Origin of the sequence: Hwanghaeella grinnelliae (genome assembly GCF_004005845.1) — a bacterium.
GTDB classification, from domain to species: domain Bacteria; phylum Pseudomonadota; class Alphaproteobacteria; order UBA8366; family Aestuariispiraceae; genus Hwanghaeella; species Hwanghaeella grinnelliae.
Map to the genome: position 1 here is coordinate 1,237,329 of NZ_SADE01000001.1, position 16,116 is coordinate 1,253,444.

General features: G+C 60.5%; 16 protein-coding genes. 6 read left to right on the forward strand and 10 right to left on the reverse strand.

All coding sequences use genetic code 11. The features are described from left to right. Positions 1–193 precede the first annotated feature (193 nt). Positions 194–1,591 carry a class II fumarate hydratase gene (fumC, locus tag EOI86_RS05635; RefSeq protein WP_127764124.1) on the reverse strand — a complete coding sequence of 466 codons (1,398 nt, stop codon included), beginning with the start codon at positions 1,589–1,591 and terminating at the stop codon, positions 194–196. 219 nt (positions 1,592–1,810) lie between these two features. Between fumC and EOI86_RS05640 the strand changes: the two genes are divergently transcribed. Further along, a complete protein-coding gene (locus EOI86_RS05640) occupies positions 1,811–3,211 on the forward strand; it encodes a DUF3179 domain-containing (seleno)protein (RefSeq protein ID WP_127764125.1) in 1,401 nt (466 codons plus the stop codon). 44 nt (positions 3,212–3,255) lie between these two features. On the opposite strand, the gene EOI86_RS05645 is transcribed toward EOI86_RS05640, so the two are convergent. Beyond that, positions 3,256–3,819: a CC0125/CC1285 family lipoprotein gene (locus tag EOI86_RS05645; RefSeq protein ID WP_127764126.1), complete on the reverse strand. Its 564-nt coding sequence runs from the start codon at positions 3,817–3,819 to the stop codon at positions 3,256–3,258. 142 nt (positions 3,820–3,961) lie between these two features. Then, complete coding sequence (locus EOI86_RS05650) at positions 3,962–4,546, reverse strand: cysteine dioxygenase (RefSeq protein WP_127764127.1); 585 nt, start codon at positions 4,544–4,546, stop codon at positions 3,962–3,964. Between the two features lie 431 nt (positions 4,547–4,977). Between EOI86_RS05650 and EOI86_RS05655 the strand changes: the two genes are divergently transcribed. Then, a complete protein-coding gene (locus tag EOI86_RS05655) occupies positions 4,978–6,270 on the forward strand; it encodes an EAL domain-containing protein (protein ID WP_161973710.1) in 1,293 nt (430 codons plus the stop codon). A gap of 81 nt (positions 6,271–6,351) precedes the next feature. Here EOI86_RS05655 and mepK read toward each other — a convergent pair whose 3' ends face one another. From mepK to EOI86_RS05670, 3 genes are all read right to left on the reverse strand, one after another. Beyond that, a complete protein-coding gene (mepK, locus tag EOI86_RS05660; protein ID WP_240035575.1) occupies positions 6,352–6,894 on the reverse strand; it encodes a peptidoglycan L,D-endopeptidase MepK in 543 nt (180 codons plus the stop codon). Between the two features lie 120 nt (positions 6,895–7,014). Continuing rightward, on the reverse strand, positions 7,015–8,640 hold the full coding sequence (locus tag EOI86_RS05665) for a L,D-transpeptidase family protein (protein WP_127764129.1): 1,626 nt from the start codon (positions 8,638–8,640) through the stop codon (positions 7,015–7,017). 126 nt (positions 8,641–8,766) lie between these two features. Beyond that, positions 8,767–9,375 carry a PAS domain-containing protein gene (locus EOI86_RS05670; protein ID WP_127764130.1) on the reverse strand — a complete coding sequence of 203 codons (609 nt, stop codon included), beginning with the start codon at positions 9,373–9,375 and terminating at the stop codon, positions 8,767–8,769. A gap of 297 nt (positions 9,376–9,672) precedes the next feature. Between EOI86_RS05670 and EOI86_RS05675 the strand changes: the two genes are divergently transcribed. Then, the gene (locus EOI86_RS05675; protein ID WP_127764131.1) at positions 9,673–10,065 is read left to right on the forward strand and encodes a GFA family protein; all 393 of its coding nucleotides are present in this window, start codon (positions 9,673–9,675) and stop codon (positions 10,063–10,065) included. A 33-nt stretch (positions 10,066–10,098) separates the two neighbouring features. Here the strand turns inward: EOI86_RS05675 and EOI86_RS05680 are convergent, their stop codons facing one another. The 4 genes from EOI86_RS05680 to EOI86_RS05695 form a co-directional block, all read right to left on the reverse strand. Beyond that, positions 10,099–11,256, reverse strand: a complete 1,158-nt coding sequence (locus EOI86_RS05680) for a M24 family metallopeptidase (RefSeq protein ID WP_127764132.1) — start codon at positions 11,254–11,256, stop codon at positions 10,099–10,101. After that, positions 11,249–12,331, reverse strand: coding sequence for a pyridoxal-phosphate dependent enzyme (locus EOI86_RS05685; RefSeq protein WP_127764133.1), 1,083 nt, complete (start codon positions 12,329–12,331; stop codon positions 11,249–11,251). The genes EOI86_RS05680 and EOI86_RS05685 overlap by 8 nt, the downstream gene beginning before the upstream one ends. A 93-nt stretch (positions 12,332–12,424) precedes the next feature. Beyond that, complete coding sequence (locus EOI86_RS05690) at positions 12,425–13,669, reverse strand: HD-GYP domain-containing protein (RefSeq protein ID WP_127764134.1); 1,245 nt, start codon at positions 13,667–13,669, stop codon at positions 12,425–12,427. 37 nt (positions 13,670–13,706) lie between these two features. Beyond that, the gene (locus EOI86_RS05695) at positions 13,707–14,291 is read right to left on the reverse strand and encodes a glutathione peroxidase (RefSeq protein ID WP_127764135.1); all 585 of its coding nucleotides are present in this window, start codon (positions 14,289–14,291) and stop codon (positions 13,707–13,709) included. A 149-nt stretch (positions 14,292–14,440) separates the two neighbouring features. Between EOI86_RS05695 and EOI86_RS05700 the strand changes: the two genes are divergently transcribed. From EOI86_RS05700 to EOI86_RS05710, 3 genes are all read left to right on the forward strand, one after another. After that, complete coding sequence (locus tag EOI86_RS05700; protein WP_127764136.1) at positions 14,441–14,812, forward strand: hypothetical protein; 372 nt, start codon at positions 14,441–14,443, stop codon at positions 14,810–14,812. A gap of 44 nt (positions 14,813–14,856) precedes the next feature. After that, positions 14,857–15,684: a class I SAM-dependent methyltransferase gene (locus tag EOI86_RS05705; RefSeq protein WP_127764137.1), complete on the forward strand. Its 828-nt coding sequence runs from the start codon at positions 14,857–14,859 to the stop codon at positions 15,682–15,684. A 99-nt stretch (positions 15,685–15,783) separates the two neighbouring features. After that, positions 15,784–16,113 carry a putative quinol monooxygenase gene (locus EOI86_RS05710; RefSeq protein WP_127764138.1) on the forward strand — a complete coding sequence of 110 codons (330 nt, stop codon included), beginning with the start codon at positions 15,784–15,786 and terminating at the stop codon, positions 16,111–16,113. The last annotated feature ends 3 nt before the right edge of the window (positions 16,114–16,116 follow it).

The following is a 16,116-nucleotide window of genomic DNA, read 5'->3' on the forward strand; positions in this document are numbered from 1 at the left end:
CCCTTCATGGTTGTCAAGAAAACGTCACGACAATGTAACAATCTCGCAGATTTCCGAGATGCGTCGGCCCTGCCGCCCCTTGGCCGGCTCGTTCAGGTCCGTCGATATCCAAATACCGGCTGCACCGATTCGCCGCGCAAGCCTCTTGGCGATACAGCGCATGAAGACATGCAAAGGGCAGGGGCGAGGCAGGTTAGTCGCTGGGCCCGATCATCTTTTCCGGACGCACCAGCGTGTCGAATTCCGCTTCGGTGACATAGCCCAGCTTGAGGGCTTCTTCGCGAAGCGAGGTGCCGTTCTTGTGCGCGCTCTTGGCGATTTCCGTCGCCTTGTCGTAGCCGATGGCGGGGGCCAGTGCGGTGACAAGCATCAGGGAGCGTTCCATCAGCGCCGTGATATTGTCCTCGTTCGCGGTGATGCCGGCGACGCAGCGATCCGCGAAGCTGTTGCAGGCATCGGCCAGCAGCTTGATCGATTGCAGCATGGCGTTCGCCATCACCGGCTTGAACACGTTCAACTCGAAATGCCCTTGGCTGCCGGCGAAGGACAGCGTCGCCTGATTGCCGTGGACCTGAGCGCAGACCATGGTCATCGCCTCACACTGGGTCGGGTTGACCTTGCCCGGCATGATCGAGGAGCCGGGCTCGTTTTCCGGCAGCGAGAGTTCGCCCAAGCCCGACCGCGGACCGGAGCCCAGAAAGCGGATGTCGTTGGCGATCTTGAAGAGCGAGACCGCGACCGTGTTCAACGCGCCATGGGCATGGACATAGGCGTCGTTGGCGGCCAGCGCCTCGAACTTGTTCGCGGCGGTCCTGAACGGCAGGCCGGTGATTTTCGCGACCTCGGCGGCGAAGGCTTCGTCGAACCCCTTCTTCGTATTCAGGCCCGTCCCGACAGCGGTGCCGCCCTGGGCCAGCGCGTAGAGACCGTCCAGTGCCTGTTCGACGCGGTGGATGCCGAGGCCGAGCTGCGCCGCATAGCCGCTGAATTCCTGGCCCAGCGTCAGCGGCGTCGCATCCTGCGTATGGGTGCGGCCGATCTTCACGATATCGGCCCATTCCGCGGATTTGGCGTCCAGGGCCTGTTTCAGATGGTTCAGGGCGGGCAACAGGCTGTGCGTGATTTCCCGCGCGGCGGCGATGTGCATCGCGGTCGGGAAGGTGTCGTTGGAAGACTGCCCCATATTGCAGTGATCGTTCGGATGCACCGGATCTTTCGAGCCAATCTCGCCGCCCAGCAGTTCGATGGCGCGGTTCGCGATCACTTCATTGGCGTTCATGTTGGACTGGGTGCCGGACCCGGTCTGCCAGACGACCAGGGGGAAATGATCGTCGAGCTTTCCGTCGATCACCTCACCGGCGGCCTTGTCGATGGCATCGGCGATCCGTGCGTCCAACTGACCTTGCGCCTTGTTGATCCGCGCGGCGGCCTGCTTGATCACGCCCAGCGCGTGCACCAGGGGGAGCGGCATGGTTTCCCCGCCGATCGGAAAGTTCATCAGGGACCGCGCGGTTTGCGCCCCGAAATACATCTCGCCCGGCACGTCGAGCGTTCCGAAGGAGTCGGATTCCTGGCGAATGGATTTTGACATCTGCGATCTATTCCTTGAATGGCGATGCTACCCTTGAGACTTAGTGCGTCTTTCCGATTTGTCATCCGGCGATGTTTCGCCAGGGGCCCCGATGCGCTTCACCAACTGCTGACCCAGTCGTGATTGGCCGTGCCGGCGGTTTCGGCCAATGCTGGTCGCACAGAGCGTGTGCCGATTGTCGGCCGCGTGAGAAGACGCAAGACAGGCGAGGGACGTCTCATGGTATCGGCAGGCAGATTTCCGACCCGCATGGTCTTGCTCGCGCCCCTGATTGCGCTGTTTCTTTTCTGGTCGACCGGAGTATGGGCCACCGACATACGGCTCGAGGGAAGGGCGCCGCTGCCGGATTATGTCATCGCGGCATTCGGTCAACCGCCTTCCATCCCCGATGGTCCCTTGTCCGAGACAGTGCGGGCCGCCGTGCAGGTGGCTTTCGTCGACAGTGCCGAGCAAGCGATCTGGGGTTTGGAACAAGGCGCGGCGCTCAGTGAGATCGCACAGTCGAAAGACCCGCGGCTGGCCTGGATCGTCGCCGACATGATGCGCTTCATCACCCAGCGCGACCTGCATACTACGCTTGCCCAAGCCGCCGCAGAATTGCTGGGGCTGGACCTGCCGCGCGACCGGTATTGGGCCTTCGTGACGGACCATCTGATCGCCTGGGACATCCCCGCGCCGCCCGACTATCTGCGGGTCAAGCGAGCCATTTTCACGAGCGTCCTGCCCGGTTGGGAGGAGATCTTCGTGCCGGGCGATATCGATTGGCGGCATGTTTCCTGGGGGGGCGTGCCGATCGACGACCGCGCCTATGACACGACCGACACGCCGTGCAACTGCATCCCCGCGGCGGACAACCCCGAAGTGAGCAGCGCGGCGGAGGCCAATTGGCTAAGGGACGAGGATATCGTCTTCGGCATCGGTGTGAACGGGGAATACCGGGCCTATCCGCGGCGCATCATGGAAGTGCGCGAAATGGTCAACGACACTTTGGGCGGGCGGGATCTGGGCATTCCCTATTGCACGCTCTGCGGTTCGGCCCAGGCCTATTTCACCGATACTTTGCCCGACGGTGTCGCGCGGCCCATTCTGCGCACCACGGGCCTGCTGATCCGGTCGAACAAGGTGATGTACGATATCACCACCCAGTCGGTCTTTGACACTTTCCAGGGCAAGGCGGTGACGGGGCCGCTGGCGGAAAAGGGCGTGCAGTTGGACCAGGCCAGCGTGGTCACGACGGAATGGGGCACCTGGAAACAGGCACATCCCGAAACCACCGTGCTGGTCGAGGCGCTGGCGCTGGGCCGCGACTTCGATTTCCGCAATACCCGCGATGCAGACGGGCCGATCTTTCCCATCGGCGATGTCGACCCGCGCTTGGCTGTCCATGAGGATGTGATCGGCGTTGTCTCACCCTCCGGCCAGCCGGTGGCGTTTCAACGCAGCACGGCCTTCCTGACCTTGAAGAAAGGGAAGGATATCGTTTTCGCGGATATACGTCTGGTGCTTGAGGCCGGCGGCATCAAGGCCGTGGGGGCAGACGGTTCCGATCTGGGCAGCCATCAGGCCTTCTGGTTCGCCTGGTCCCAGTTCCATCCCAAGACCGCGCTTTGGCCGCAATAGCCGGCTGGGTTCTGTCGGCGCCAACGCTAAGGCTGGCGCCAACATCATTCCGGGGCGGGGGGAACGAGTTTGGGGGCGAGGCGGTCTTGGACCTCCCGCGCGTCATAGGCATTCGGATCGCCGTCAGGTTTTTCGCCGCGACGCAACTGGATTTCCGCAAAGGCCGTATAGCGGTGGCGTTCCTGCGTGGTGCCAAGAACGTAGGAGGGACCGAACCGGTCGAAATACCGGTCATAAAGTGGGTCCCCGCGGGAATAGCCGTAAGTGCTAAAGGGATAGTCGTCGTCGAAAAAATGGGTAAAGGCGGTCGTCTTGCGTTCGGTATCCTTCTCCACGATCAGGAAATAGTCGTAGCCCCGTTGCAGTGTGACTTCCGCCGCGCGGTACAACAGATAATCCTCCACCGTCTCGCGCGTCGTCAGGAAATTTCCGGCGAAAGTCACGCGGAAGCGGTCGTCCTCGATCGCGCGGTCGCTGAACCCTTGGCCGTCCTGTTCCGCTTGATAGGGCGTGGGATGGGCGCAGGCCGCCAACGCCAAAAGTCCGGCGAGGAAGAAGAAGCGAACTTCGCCGAAGCGGAGTCGGGGGTGGCGAATTGATCGGGTCATGGGGGACGGCTTACCTCTTGCGTCTCCCCATGAAATTGGGTCGTCGGGCAGAAAATCAAGCAAATCCCCGTGCATGAACCGACCGCGTTGCGCAGGGGCGGCGGTGATAAAAATGGCGCGGTGTGGTGGGAGAACGCCCCGGTTATCGTTTATCCACGATAAAGCCGAAGGCTTCCATTCTGAATATATCCGTCTTGCCTGCCGCCAAGTCGTATTCCGTGCGCTCGGCCTGGTCCTCGAACCGCGTGCCGTAGAAGTGGAGGTGCAGCAACGGTTCGGTCCCGACACCCTCGATGGCGTGGATGCCTTCCGGCGTCAGCGAGACGGCCGTGCCGGGTTCGCAGGTCAGCGTCTCCTTCAGGATCGGCGTGCCGGGCGCGGCCGGGTCGGCCAAATATAGATCGTGCTTTTCCTGTCCCTGAACGGCGGCGATCATCGCCCAGGATCCGCCATGGTCGTGCGGGCGGTATGTCATGCCGGGCACGGCGGTGATGGCGTAAAGCGCCGCCCCCTCCGCGTTGTCATAGATCAGATAGGTCCGGTCGGTGACGTCACCCGTGGGCAAGGGAAAGTCCGCTGCCGGGAAGAGGTCCGCCCGTTCGGCAAGCGCCATCAGATGCGGCTTGGCCTGTTCCAACCGGTCCACGGTGGGGGCGTCGCCGATGATCGATACGATCCGCTCGGCGGTTGCCGTCACGGCTTTACGGCGTTCCTGTGCGATGCTCATCGTCCGGTCTCCTCGTTTCAGGTATAATACCGAATATACAAGATGGCCTGTCCGGCCGCCCAAGATTCCGGGCTTCTGAAAGTATCCTACGAGTTCAAGCCGACTTTAAGTCAAGGGTGGCAGAAAGCGGTTTGATTCCCATCCTTTTGCGGGATGTGTTGTCGGGGGCTTGGCGAAACTGGCAGGGAAGGTGCCGTGGCGGGCGCTGGGACGCAAGACTCCGCGCGATTCACAGCCGAACACCATCGACGTTTACGCTTTTTTCAGTGGTTTCATATATACTGATATTAGCCTTTATGGGTGACTTGAATTTTTAGTGTTCTGGAGCCGTCACGGTGCGGGATTTTTTGAACAATTCTTCAACAGGGGCTGTAAAGCTCTCGGATATGTTTTGCGACGAACCGGTGTTCAGTCCCTCAGCCGAGGCGCTGATGTCACAACGGATCGCGGAAGCGGCATATCCGTTGGCGGACTATTGCCTGAAAAACGGCAAGCATTTTGCGGTCCTGACGATTTCCTATCGCGAAATTTATGCGATGCTGCGTGTCTTCGGTCCGCGCATTGTGACGCAAATCCACCTTCGCGTCGTTGAGGTGCTTCGGCAGGAACTGCCATCCCATTGTTTCGTCGTCGCGGCACAGGGCGGCTTGGTTCTGTTGATGCAGGACGTCAACCGCGAGGAGGCATTTCAACTCGCTATTCGCTTGGAATCCATTTTGTGCGGCAGTTTTCGCATCGACGGCTTCGACTACGGCGTGAATTTTATTTTTTCGACGGGTGAGTTTCCGGGCCATACCACCGGCACCGATATCAGTATAGCGGAGTTTCACCGGCTCTTTACATTGTATGAAGACGAAAATTACGAACTCTACAAGGACACCGGAACACGGGTTTTTTCGATCACCAAGGAACGTTTCGAATCGCTGTCCCGGGTCCATGAATTGGATCGATTGATGCGGAACGACTTCGCCGCGGGGCGGTTCGTGATGCACTATCAGCCGCGGGTGGAACTGACCACAGGCAAGATCGTCGGGGCCGAAGCCCTGATGCGTTGGGACAGCAGCAAGGATGGCATGATCTCGCCAGGTGTGTTTATTCCCATAGCCGAGAAGAATGGCTTCATCCATACGCTCACGCCCCATGCGGTGCGGTCGGTCGCGCGGGACGTCGGCCGGTTTTGCGCGGCATTTGGCCAGGACTTTACCGTCGGCGCGAACTTGAGCGGCATTTGCATACGGTCCCCGAACATCGTCCCGATCATCAAGGAATGCTTGGACGAGTTCGGCGCGCCCCGTGGTTCACTTGAGATTGAAATCACCGAAAGCCAGTTGATCGATCAACGCCGTTTCGTGATGGACCGGTTGGAGGAATTGCGGGAGGCCGGCGTCGCTACTGCCTTGGACGATTTCGGGACGGGGTTTTCCAGCCTGCATGTGTTGACGCATATTCCTCTCGACTATCTGAAGCTGGACCGGTCTTTCGTCAGCCTCTTGTCGGACGACCCGACCGGAAAACACGCGGCGATCGCCCGAAGCATTTCGGAAATGGGGAAGGCCTGTGGCCTTCAGGTCATTGCCGAAGGGATGGAAACGGAAACCGAAGTCAGGGCCTTGATCGAAAAGGTCGGCTGTCCGCTCGGGCAGGGTTTCTTCTTCGCGAGGCCGATGCCGCTGGAGGACTTCCTGGCCCTTCCCGAGTGTTTGCCAACCGCTAGCAAACACTAGACAACGGATCGTTGCGACCGACAGGCCCGCCACCGGAAGACCCAGTCTCGCGCCGCCCAATCGTCTTAAAACGCCTTTGCCCTACCAGTACCGGACGGGGCCGACATCCATATGAATGAAATTGGATTTCGCGTATTTGCCGACACCGCCGACCTTAAGGGCCCGGGCGGCCTTGTGCAGGCGGTCGAGATCGACACGGTCGGTTCTGATGTCAGACGCCATGCCCCGCATGTGATAGCTTTTCTTGGCGACGCCGTTGCTGTTGGCGGCCAGATTCGCATTCGTCTTAGGCGAGCGGTATCCGGAAATGAGCTGAAAGCGGGGCTGCGTTTCGACCACGGCGGAGAGCGCATAAAGCGCGTCATAGAGGTTTGCGTCGATTTCGAAAATGTCCCCGGTGCGGTGGTCGCGCATCACGGTGTTCAACTCGGCGAGTGCATCGGGATTATAGTGGCCGTGTTCCCAGAATGTGACCTTGCACTTTTCGCCCGTATGCAGGCTTTCGACCATCAGGTCGCGGTGTTCGGCGGTTTTCATCGCAAGGGCGGGCGTGCTGCCGATCAGGGCCGAAAAGGCTATGGCCTGGGTAATGAATCCGCGGCGGCTAACGGGGTTGGCGATCAATCTTCGGCTCCTATGCGCATCATTCTGGTATTTTTGCCTGTAATCACTAACGAATGGCTAATGGATGCCAGAATCTCCGCACATTTTCTACCAGTATTCTGCACCTGCCCCCAAAATGCCTTATTTCGGGCTGCCGGCCAGGGACTCCTGCAGGCTTGCGTCGCGCCCGTAGATGTCGGGCCGGAACTCAATCGTGCCGCCTTCGCCTGCCCAGGCCGTCGCATAGGTGATGTAGATCGGGATCGGCTTGGAAAGCGGCACCTTCACAGGCTCGTCCAAGGCCATCGCCTTGGCGATTTCCGTTTCGGTCCATTGCGGCTGATCCGATAGCAGTAGGGCGGCCAGATCCGAAGGGCGTTCTACCCGGATACAGCCAGAACTAAAGGCGCGGCTGGCCCGGTCGAAAAGGGTCTTGTCGGGCGTGTCGTGCAGATAGACGCTGTACTGGTTCGGGAACATGAACTTGACCCTGCCGAGCGCGTTTTTAGGCCCCGGCGGCTGAACGTAGCGATAGGACACCAACTGCGACATGGGGGCGTGCCAATCGATTTTTGCCGGATCGATGATCTGCGCGTCCCGGTTCCAACTGCTGAAAATACGGATGCCCTTCTTGGCCAGCAATTCCGGGTCCTTACGCATGCCGGGGATAATGTCTTCCTTCAGGATGGTCGGCGGCACCGTCCAGGTCGGGCTGAATTCAAGGTAGGAAACGGCGGCGGAGAAGACCGGCGTGCGCCGGAACGGGCGTCCGACCACGACGGGCATTTCTATGCTGGGCACGCCCAGTTCGAAAACCTGCAACCGAAAGCCTGCGATATTGACCAGAATATAGTCGTCGCCCAGATCACCGGGCAGCCAGCGCCAGCGTTCCATGTTCACGGTGATCTGGTCGATGCGCGCCGCGATGGAAATGTTAAGTTCCGCCAGCGTCTGCTTGCCGACCACGCCGTCGGGTTCCAAACCATGGCGTTTCTGAAACTGGATCACCGATTGTACCAGAGCTGGATCGAAGAGATCGCCCTCGTTTCCGGATGGTTTTGCGATGAGGTCACCCAACTGATTCAGGCGGTCGCGAATCAGGGGGACACGGCCATCCCGATTGCCGGGCTTGATGGACGGCCCGCCAGGAATGGGGTCGACCGGCGTGGTGCCGTTGTTCCGGGCCATGGCCTGATAGGTCGATAGCGCGCGTCGAAGGGCCCGGTATGGCGCATTTCCCGGGACCGCGTTCTGCAGGGCCACCTCGATGTCTTCCGCTGTGGTCAAAAGGGTCAGCGCCTTTTCGACATCGAATGCCTTGTCGCCACCGACCGATTCCGGATCCTGCAGGCGGCCGTGCCGTACTTCGTAAAGGAAATGCAGCAATTGCCCCGTGATTGTCATGTCCGCGGCCAAGGTGGTGGCCAGGGTGACGGCAGGGTCGCCCGGCGGTTCGTTGCTCAACGCTTGGAGCGGATCGGCCGCACTGTAATGCGCCGGATCCAAACCTTCCTGATCCGGGTTGGCCAGATGGGCAAGCGCCTGCTTTGCGCGATCGGTCAACGCGCCGTTCTCGATCCAGATCGGGACATTGCCGCGTGCATCGTAGAACCGGTTTACCTGCGCCCAAAACGGTTCAGTCACCGTATGGCGCAATGCGTCCGGGACCGGGAAATCCGTCTCAGCGGCCGCGCAAACGGCCGGCGCGGCGGTGGCGAGCAGAGTGGCCAGCGACGCGGAGAGGAGCAGGCGGCGGGAAAATTTCATTGGTGCCGGACTTCTGATTCCAAAGGTATTCAAGGAGTATGGCGATATTGAAGCGGTACCATGGCTCACCGCTACCGAACAACTGATGAAAGGCGATCTTAAGCGGGACCGATCAACACCCTCGGCTCAGGCTCGGACCAGGTCCTCGTAGTTGGGATCAATGCCGTGGCCGATATCGATGAAATCCCGTTGGAGTAAATTTGCGCCGAGTAGGGTGTTTTTTTCTTCCGAGCCGAAACCAAGGTCTTCGGTCGTTTGGTCGGAAAACAGGATTTGTCCCGCTTCGCCATTTCTGGCCGGCGCCAATGGCAGGCCGACGGCCTCGGCAGCGGTCGATTGTCCGGATGTATAGACTTGCTCCAAGTCAGCCCGGAAACCGCAGGGCGTTTCGACCACCGTTTCCATGATCCGTTTCACCGACGCGACCCGGTCGTCCGGCACATAGTCGTAATAGTTTACGAGGGTGACCGGAAATCCCATTCGTTCGCGCAAATTTTCGCCAATGATACGAAATTCGCACCGCAGGTCCTTGATGACCGAACAAAGAGCGAAATGCGGTGTGATCGCGGCAAAGTCCGCAATGTCCAGATCGGTGAATTTGGGCAAGTGGTTGCTGTTCGCTCGAAGATACTTCGAATACCCGAAGATCAGCCTGCGCCCCGCCGCGGTTTTGCACCGGCCCGCCACCTGTTCCAGGTTGCCCACAAATTCAGGTTTCTTGGAAACCCACTGCATGCCCAATTCCTTGTTCCCCCGGTGCTTCGGAGTGGGTTTCACACAATGCCAACCTGCCGCCGGCCAGTACCATCGGCAAGCCTTCAGTATCTACTAATATGACTCTTGGAAACCGAAAAGAACAAGGTGAAGAGCGACGTTTCCGCAGGTTGCGCATCTTAAGGTGAGCCATGGCGGTCGCCATACTATTGATGTTTGCGAAGCGATTTTATCAGGCGCGACCCAGGGCACGCAATTGCCTTGAGCGCGTCGTTCAGTGTACCCAAGCCGAACGTTCTATTTTGGAGGAGACGCAGCATGGACCGTTTCACCGGGGGTTGTCTTTGCGGCGATGTCCGCTTCGTGGCGACGGGGCGTCCCTATCGGGTTGGTCTGTGCCATTGTCTGGACTGCCGGAAGCACCATGGCGCCTTGTTCTACGGCGCGGCCGTGTTTCCTGAGGACGCGGTAACGGTGGAGGGTGAGACCCGCGACTATGCCGGCCGGCATTTCTGCCCGCGCTGCGGGTCATCGGTCTTCGCGCGCAGCGGTGACGAGATTGAACTGCATCTTGGCGCCCTGGACGAACCCGACCAACTGACGCCGACCTATGAAAGTTGGACCGCCCGGCGCGAATCCTGGCTGCCGCCATTTCCGCTGTCGAAACACTTTGAACGGGACCGCACCGGCACGGACCGGTCCGAGGACTGAGCGGGCGCGATCATCCGTCCACGCGGAACGTGACTAAAGAATCGGCAATTCCGGGGCGGCGCGTTCGGAAAGCAGTACCGGCGCGCCGTCGGTGATGAGCAGGTTTTCCTCGTGCACCATGATCTTGCCGTCTTCGACTTCCATGCCGGGTTCCAGCGTCATCACCATACCGGGTTTCATCACCGTCATGTCGAAATGGATGTTCGACGGGCTTTCCGTCAACTGCATTCCCAGGCCATGGCCGTAGCGCCCGACATTGCCGCCACTGGTCTTGCCCTGGGGATCGATCACGCCAGCCATGGCGTTATAGAGATCGCGGCAGGTAGCGCCGGGCCGGGCGATGTTCAAGGCCGCGTCCGTCGCCTCGTAAAGTGTACGATAGGCGCGCCTGGCCGCGTCGCTGGCATGGCCGAAGGCCCAGTTTCGGTCGAAGTCGCAGTAATAGCCGCGCAAGGTCGCGCCGGTATCCAGCATCAATACATCACCGGCCCGCAGCGGTTTATCGCCGGGCGGTGAGATGACATCCGCATAGCCACCCTGGTCCGCGCCGCCGACAAGATAGGGAACGTCTTCCGCCCCTTCGCGCAGCAGGTCGATCTTGAAGGCGCGGAAGGCTTCCTTCAGTGTCTGGCCCTCGTGGAAAAGCCGCGGCGCGTTGGCGAAGGACCGTGAGGCGATGGCGCAGATCTCCGCGATGGTCTCGACCTCCGCCACGGATTTCACTTCGCGCAAGGATTGGATTAGGGGCGTGGCATCCACCGGTTCCATGCCGGGCAGCAATTCGTGAAGCCGGGCCAAGTCGTTCAGAGGCATCCGCAGAGAACTTTCCCGGCCCATGGGAATGCCGACCTTGGTGCAGTCGCGCAAAGTGTCCGCCAGCATGGAAACGCCGTCGTCGTCTTCATGGGGGGAGGACCAGCTGCGTACATCGTCGATCCAGGTCGTCCGCATCAAGGCGGCGCCTATTTCCGGAATGACGGCGATGGGTTTGCCGGTCTTCGGGACGACCAGGAACCAGGGGCGCGTGGGGCTCAACCAGAAGAGAGTCCGGAAGCCGGTGAAATAACGCATCTCCGCTTCCGTGGTGAACAGCAGCGCATCCAGACCTTGGTCGTGCATGGCCCGCTGGGTGCGTTCCAATCGCGTTTGGTATTCCGATACGGGGAAGTCCGGCTTGGCGGCGTCAGTCATCGATCTCACCTTCCGATACATAAAGCAGAATACGGGATGCATCGCCCAAACCGTTGATGGCGCCCGCGGTCTTTGCGGTGACCAGCCCGGCAAGTGCCGCGGCGGCTGAAGGCGAGGTGGCAATGCCGTGTTTCCCATAAAGCGCCACCGCGTCTCCGGCCTCCGCCTCAGTCACCGTCATAAAACCGTCGGCCTCCCGCGCCAGGTATTTCAAGGCCAGATGGCTCGGCTCCTTGCAGTCCAACCGTCCCATGCTGGAAACCGATCCTTGGGTGGTCACGGGCTTGCCCGCTTCGATGCTTTCGATCAGGGCGGGGGCCGCTTCGGGTTCGACGACGCAGATATGGACCGCGTCGCCCCATCTCTGCCGCGCCATGGCGGTGCAGGCGGCGGCAAGCCCGCCGACCCCGGCCTGCAGGAAGATATGGGTGGGTGGTGCAGGAATGTCGTCGGCCGCTTCGGCCGCCATGATCAGATAGCCTTCCATCACGTCGCGCGCCGGATCGGTATAGCCGATCCATGAACTGTCGGAGAGCAGGCGCCAGCCCTTGGCAGCGGCATCCCGGGCGGCGGCTTCCATGCTTTCTTCATAGGTCGCGCCGGCGCGGACGACATCCGCGCCCTTGGCCCGCAATCGGTCGGCGAAGTCTTCGGGGACGGGATCGGCAAGATAGACCGCGGCATTGGCCCCGAAGACCCGTGCGCCGGCGGCGACCGACAAGCCGTGATTGCCGGCGCTGGCGCAGACGAAGGTTTCACCTTTCAAGGCATCGGTGTAGTCGGCGGCGGCGCCGTCGGTGACTTTCTTCGCGGCCAGTTTGGCGATGGCGTGGGCCGCGCCCAGCGCCTTGAAACTGCCCAAGCCCATGCGTTCCCGTTCATCCTTGATGAACACCGACGCCAGGCCTAGCTCGGCGGCAAGGGCGGGAAGGGCGGTCAGCGGCGTCTTTTGTGCCGCGGGGCATAGCTTGTACAGCGTCATTGCCGCGGTGGCGTCGGTGCAGACCTCTCCATCGGCAATTTCTATCCCAGTCGGAAGACCCGTGCCGCGCAGCCGGTTTGCGATGAACCTCATTACTAAATGCCCCCGTGTTGGAATCAGCCCGTCGAAGCGGGTCGGCACTATGCAGGAGCGTATCGTGGGAAACCAGCCGTTGGGAGCAAATTATCAGACCGCGGCGAGGTCGTAGTAAAAGTCGCGCCGCGCGGCGAGGCGGTCGAAGATGTCGCCATCCAATTGCCCGTCATTCACCATGGCGCGCATGATGCGGATCACGTCCGCCGCACTCTTGCGGTCGCGATAGGGGCGGGGTTGGCCTAGCGCCTGGAAGATATCGGCGATGGCGACAATCCGCGATCCCTTGTCCAGGTCGGGACCCGACAGGTGATAGGGATAGCCGCCGCCATCCAAACGTTCGTGATGGTTCGCGGCCCATTCCGGAAAACGCGCGCCGGGGAAACACCGTTCCAGCATCTGCCGTGTCTTGGTGACGTGCTGCTTGATGACGGAATATTCTTCCGCGTTCAGTGCACCATCCTTCAAGACGGCGGCCGTGGGCGCATCCACATAGCCAAGGTCGTGCAGCAGGCCGGCCGTGTGCAACTCCTGCTGTCCCCTTCGGTCGAAGCCCATTTCCGCCCCCAGGTCCTCGCAGATCAGCGCGACGCGTTCGGAATGCTCAAGGGTGAAGGCGCTTTTGCCATCGACCAAACGGGCCAGGAAAACGGCCAGCTTGCGAAGCTCTTCCCGGCCGATATCGGATATGAAGTCAGGGGCTTTTCCAAGGTTGGCGCAAAGGTTCTGCAATTCCGGCCCGCGCAGGGACCGCCAGAAGACCGGGTCGTCCATCACCGTGATCAAGGCGTCGACCTGGGCCCTGTTGAACCGCTCTCCGGCTTCCTCCCGCAAGGCGGAAGCAACCGTTTCCGGCGTGTCCGGTACGCCGCCAGCACCTTCTATCAGCCTGTCGGCGAAACCGGATAGATTGATCAGCGCGGCCGCGTCCCTGTCCGGCTGGGGGATCGGCAGGGCCTTCAAGGTGGACCACGGCGTGCGATAGTGCCGGATGATGTTCGCGAAAGGGCGCAGCAGGGAAATGTGTTTGGCGTATTCGGCGCCACGGATGCAGGCGCCGCAATCGGGCTCTACGTTTCTGCCGTCGCCCGACGGAATATTGTCCGCATCTGTGGGCAGGCCGCAATTGTGGAGTACGCCGGCAATATAAATGAACTCCCGCCGCGCGACGGACCAGCCCAGCTGTTTTGCACAGCGCGTGGCGATATAGGCGGTTCGGAACCCGTGATCCTTGCCGTCGCTGCCGATATAATTGACGGCGCGGCCGATGAGAAGGGCCAGGTGCCGCAAGTCCACGCGGATCTTATCCGGAAAGGCGCTGGTCTCGGCAGGCGGCATATGAAGCTCCCCGTTTCGGTCCGTCCCTGGTGCCGTCTTAGCCGGACGGCGCGTTCAAGGCGGACTCTATTGCGGAAATAATGGCCTCGGAATCCGGTTTTGTCACGGATGGCCACCCGGCGAGTGCGCTGCCGTCCGGTCCGATCAGTATCTTGTGGAAATTCCATCGGGGCGTGCCCTCGGCGCCCAGCGCTTCCCGCGCCCATTTGTAGAACGGATGAGCGGCGTCGCCGCGCACGACCTGCTTTTCCGTCATCGGAAAGGTGATGTCGTAGGTGGTTTCGCAGAATTCCTTGATTTCAGTCGCCGTGCCCGGTTCCTGGGACCCGAAATCGTTGCTGGGGACGCCCAGAACGACCAGTCCTCGGTCCCGATATTTCTCATAGACCGCTTGAAGTGCCTTATATTGACCTGTGTAACCGCAGAACGAGGCGGTGTTGACGACCAGCACGGCCTTGCCCGCGTAGTCGTTCATGGGCATCGCGTCGCCCTCGATGGATACGAAGTCGTATTTATGCGCGTTTGGGTCTGCCGCGGATGCCACTGATGCGGTGTTCGTCAGGCTAAGCGCCGCAAGCGCGGCCACGGCCAGGGCGAAGAACAAGGTGTGTAGCTTGGTCATAGGCAATATGGCTCCTAAGCTAGTGAAATAACCGTCTGTCGATAATACGGGCGGATCGGCGGCGCCGATCAATATATCACCGAAACCGAAACAGGTGGAATTTGGGCCGTCCGCTCCGCGAATTGTGAGAATCTCCACGGGAGGGTGCAATGAGTCAGCAAGTCATGGAACAGGCGATTCTGCTGTCGCTTGAGCCGCTGTTCGAGAAGGCGGAAGCGGAAGGGTTCTGGTTCTATCATCATTCGAAGGAAGCCGGTGAGATCTGGTGCTCGCCGAAATATCTGCGTGTCTGCCATGACAAGGGCCGATACATCTGGGGACCCGACAATTGGGAACTGCGCAGTCCGCTGATCTATATGAAGCAGCTGAAATACAAGGCGCAGGAACTGGTCGAGGAATATAACGAGATGGCGGAACGCATGAAGCTGGAGGAGAAGATCGAACTCGCCTCCGTCTCCAGCAATCCGGCCGATCTGCCGGAAAACATGCCCCCCTATGACAGTGAGACGGAAACGGCGTAAGAAGGGGGCGCTTGCCAATCCTTACCGGCCGAAAGGCGCCCATTATGTCGAAACCGATTACCGTTGCCGGCGATGATGCCGTTCGCGCCAACCTGACCGCCTGGGACGAGGTCGCGCCCATTCATGCGCACCACAACCAGGCCGATCTGCTCAAGGCGTTCGCCCAACCCGGCTTTTCGGTTCTGGAAGACGATACCAAAGCGGTCTTTGCCGAATTGGGCGTTGCCGGCAAATCGGTGGCGCAGCTTTGCTGTAACAATGGCCGCGAACTGATTTCCGTCAAAGCCCTTGGGGCGGGGCGTTGCGTCGGTTTCGACGGGGCGCCGGCCTTCGTGCAACAGGCCCGCGAGTTGAATGAAGCGGCGGGACAGGACTGTGAATTCGTCGCCGGGGATATCCATGCCGTTCCCGCCGCCTATGACGGGGCCTTCGATATCCTCTATGTGACAATCGGCGTGCTGTCCTGGATGCCGAATTTGCGCGCCTTTTTCGATGTGGCCGCCCGTCTTGCCAAGCCCGGCGGGCATTTCCTGATCGAGGAGCAGCACCCGATCATGAACATGGTGGAACCCGGCGGCCCGGACGCCCCGGTCGAATGGCGCTATTCCTATTTTCAGGATCACCCCTTCGCCGAGGAAGGGCTGGATTACTATGGCGAGACCGAATACGAGGCCGCGACCCATTTTTCCTATCAACACACGATGGGCGACATCATCAACGCGTCGATTGCGGCGGGGTTCGAGGTTCTACGTTTTGACGAACGTCCGCAGCACATTTCCAACACTTGGTACAATGTGGAGAAACAGGGCCCGCCGATGCCGATGAGTTTCGACCTGTTACTGCGCAAACGCCCCGGGGCTTGTGGCGCGTGATCCGTCAACACTGTTCTGCCGCCGGGCCGCTTGTCGTCCTCTGTAGTTGAGGGCTAACGTCCACCCCGAAGAAAAAAACCGAACAGGGGGAGGATACCCATGGCTTTCGTGATCATTCCGGAATTTCGCGTAAAGGACGACAAGGTCGAGGCCTTCAAGGAACTGATGGTGAAACATTCCCGCAATTCCGTCACGAAAGAGGAGGGATGCCTCGGTTTCGACTGCTGTCAGGATCAATCCGACCCGACCCGTTTCGTACTGTATGAAAGCTATGTGAATGAAGCCGCCTTGGATGTGCATCGGGCGAGCGATCATTTCGCCTGGTATAACGACCAGGCGAAAGACATGGTCATCCCGGGGGATGACGGCCGCCTGCCGCAGAAAATCACGTTCTACAATCGCACGGCTTCTGGGACGGATGGCGCTTAGCTG

What these genes read in the sequence shown, in the direction of transcription:
- EOI86_RS05645 (WP_127764126.1), bottom strand. Translation starts at nt 3,819, where the DNA reads ATGACCCGATCAATTCGCCACCCCCGACTCCGCTTCGGCGAAGTTCGC.
- EOI86_RS05680 (WP_127764132.1), bottom strand. Translation starts at nt 11,256, where the DNA reads ATGACTGACGCCGCCAAGCCGGACTTCCCCGTATCGGAATACCAAACG.
- EOI86_RS05670 (WP_127764130.1), bottom strand. Translation starts at nt 9,375, where the DNA reads ATGCAGTGGGTTTCCAAGAAACCTGAATTTGTGGGCAACCTGGAACAG.
- EOI86_RS05640 (WP_127764125.1), top strand. Translation starts at nt 1,811, where the DNA reads ATGGTATCGGCAGGCAGATTTCCGACCCGCATGGTCTTGCTCGCGCCC.
- EOI86_RS05700 (WP_127764136.1), top strand. Translation starts at nt 14,441, where the DNA reads ATGAGTCAGCAAGTCATGGAACAGGCGATTCTGCTGTCGCTTGAGCCG.
- EOI86_RS05675 (WP_127764131.1), top strand. Translation starts at nt 9,673, where the DNA reads ATGGACCGTTTCACCGGGGGTTGTCTTTGCGGCGATGTCCGCTTCGTG.
- EOI86_RS05665 (WP_127764129.1), bottom strand. Translation starts at nt 8,640, where the DNA reads ATGAAATTTTCCCGCCGCCTGCTCCTCTCCGCGTCGCTGGCCACTCTG.
- EOI86_RS05705 (WP_127764137.1), top strand. Translation starts at nt 14,857, where the DNA reads ATGTCGAAACCGATTACCGTTGCCGGCGATGATGCCGTTCGCGCCAAC.
- EOI86_RS05710 (WP_127764138.1), top strand. Translation starts at nt 15,784, where the DNA reads ATGGCTTTCGTGATCATTCCGGAATTTCGCGTAAAGGACGACAAGGTC.
- EOI86_RS05690 (WP_127764134.1), bottom strand. Translation starts at nt 13,669, where the DNA reads ATGCCGCCTGCCGAGACCAGCGCCTTTCCGGATAAGATCCGCGTGGAC.
- fumC (WP_127764124.1), bottom strand. Translation starts at nt 1,591, where the DNA reads ATGTCAAAATCCATTCGCCAGGAATCCGACTCCTTCGGAACGCTCGAC.
- EOI86_RS05650 (WP_127764127.1), bottom strand. Translation starts at nt 4,546, where the DNA reads ATGAGCATCGCACAGGAACGCCGTAAAGCCGTGACGGCAACCGCCGAG.
- EOI86_RS05685 (WP_127764133.1), bottom strand. Translation starts at nt 12,331, where the DNA reads ATGAGGTTCATCGCAAACCGGCTGCGCGGCACGGGTCTTCCGACTGGG.
- EOI86_RS05695 (WP_127764135.1), bottom strand. Translation starts at nt 14,291, where the DNA reads ATGACCAAGCTACACACCTTGTTCTTCGCCCTGGCCGTGGCCGCGCTT.
- EOI86_RS05655 (WP_161973710.1), top strand. Translation starts at nt 4,978, where the DNA reads ATGTCACAACGGATCGCGGAAGCGGCATATCCGTTGGCGGACTATTGC.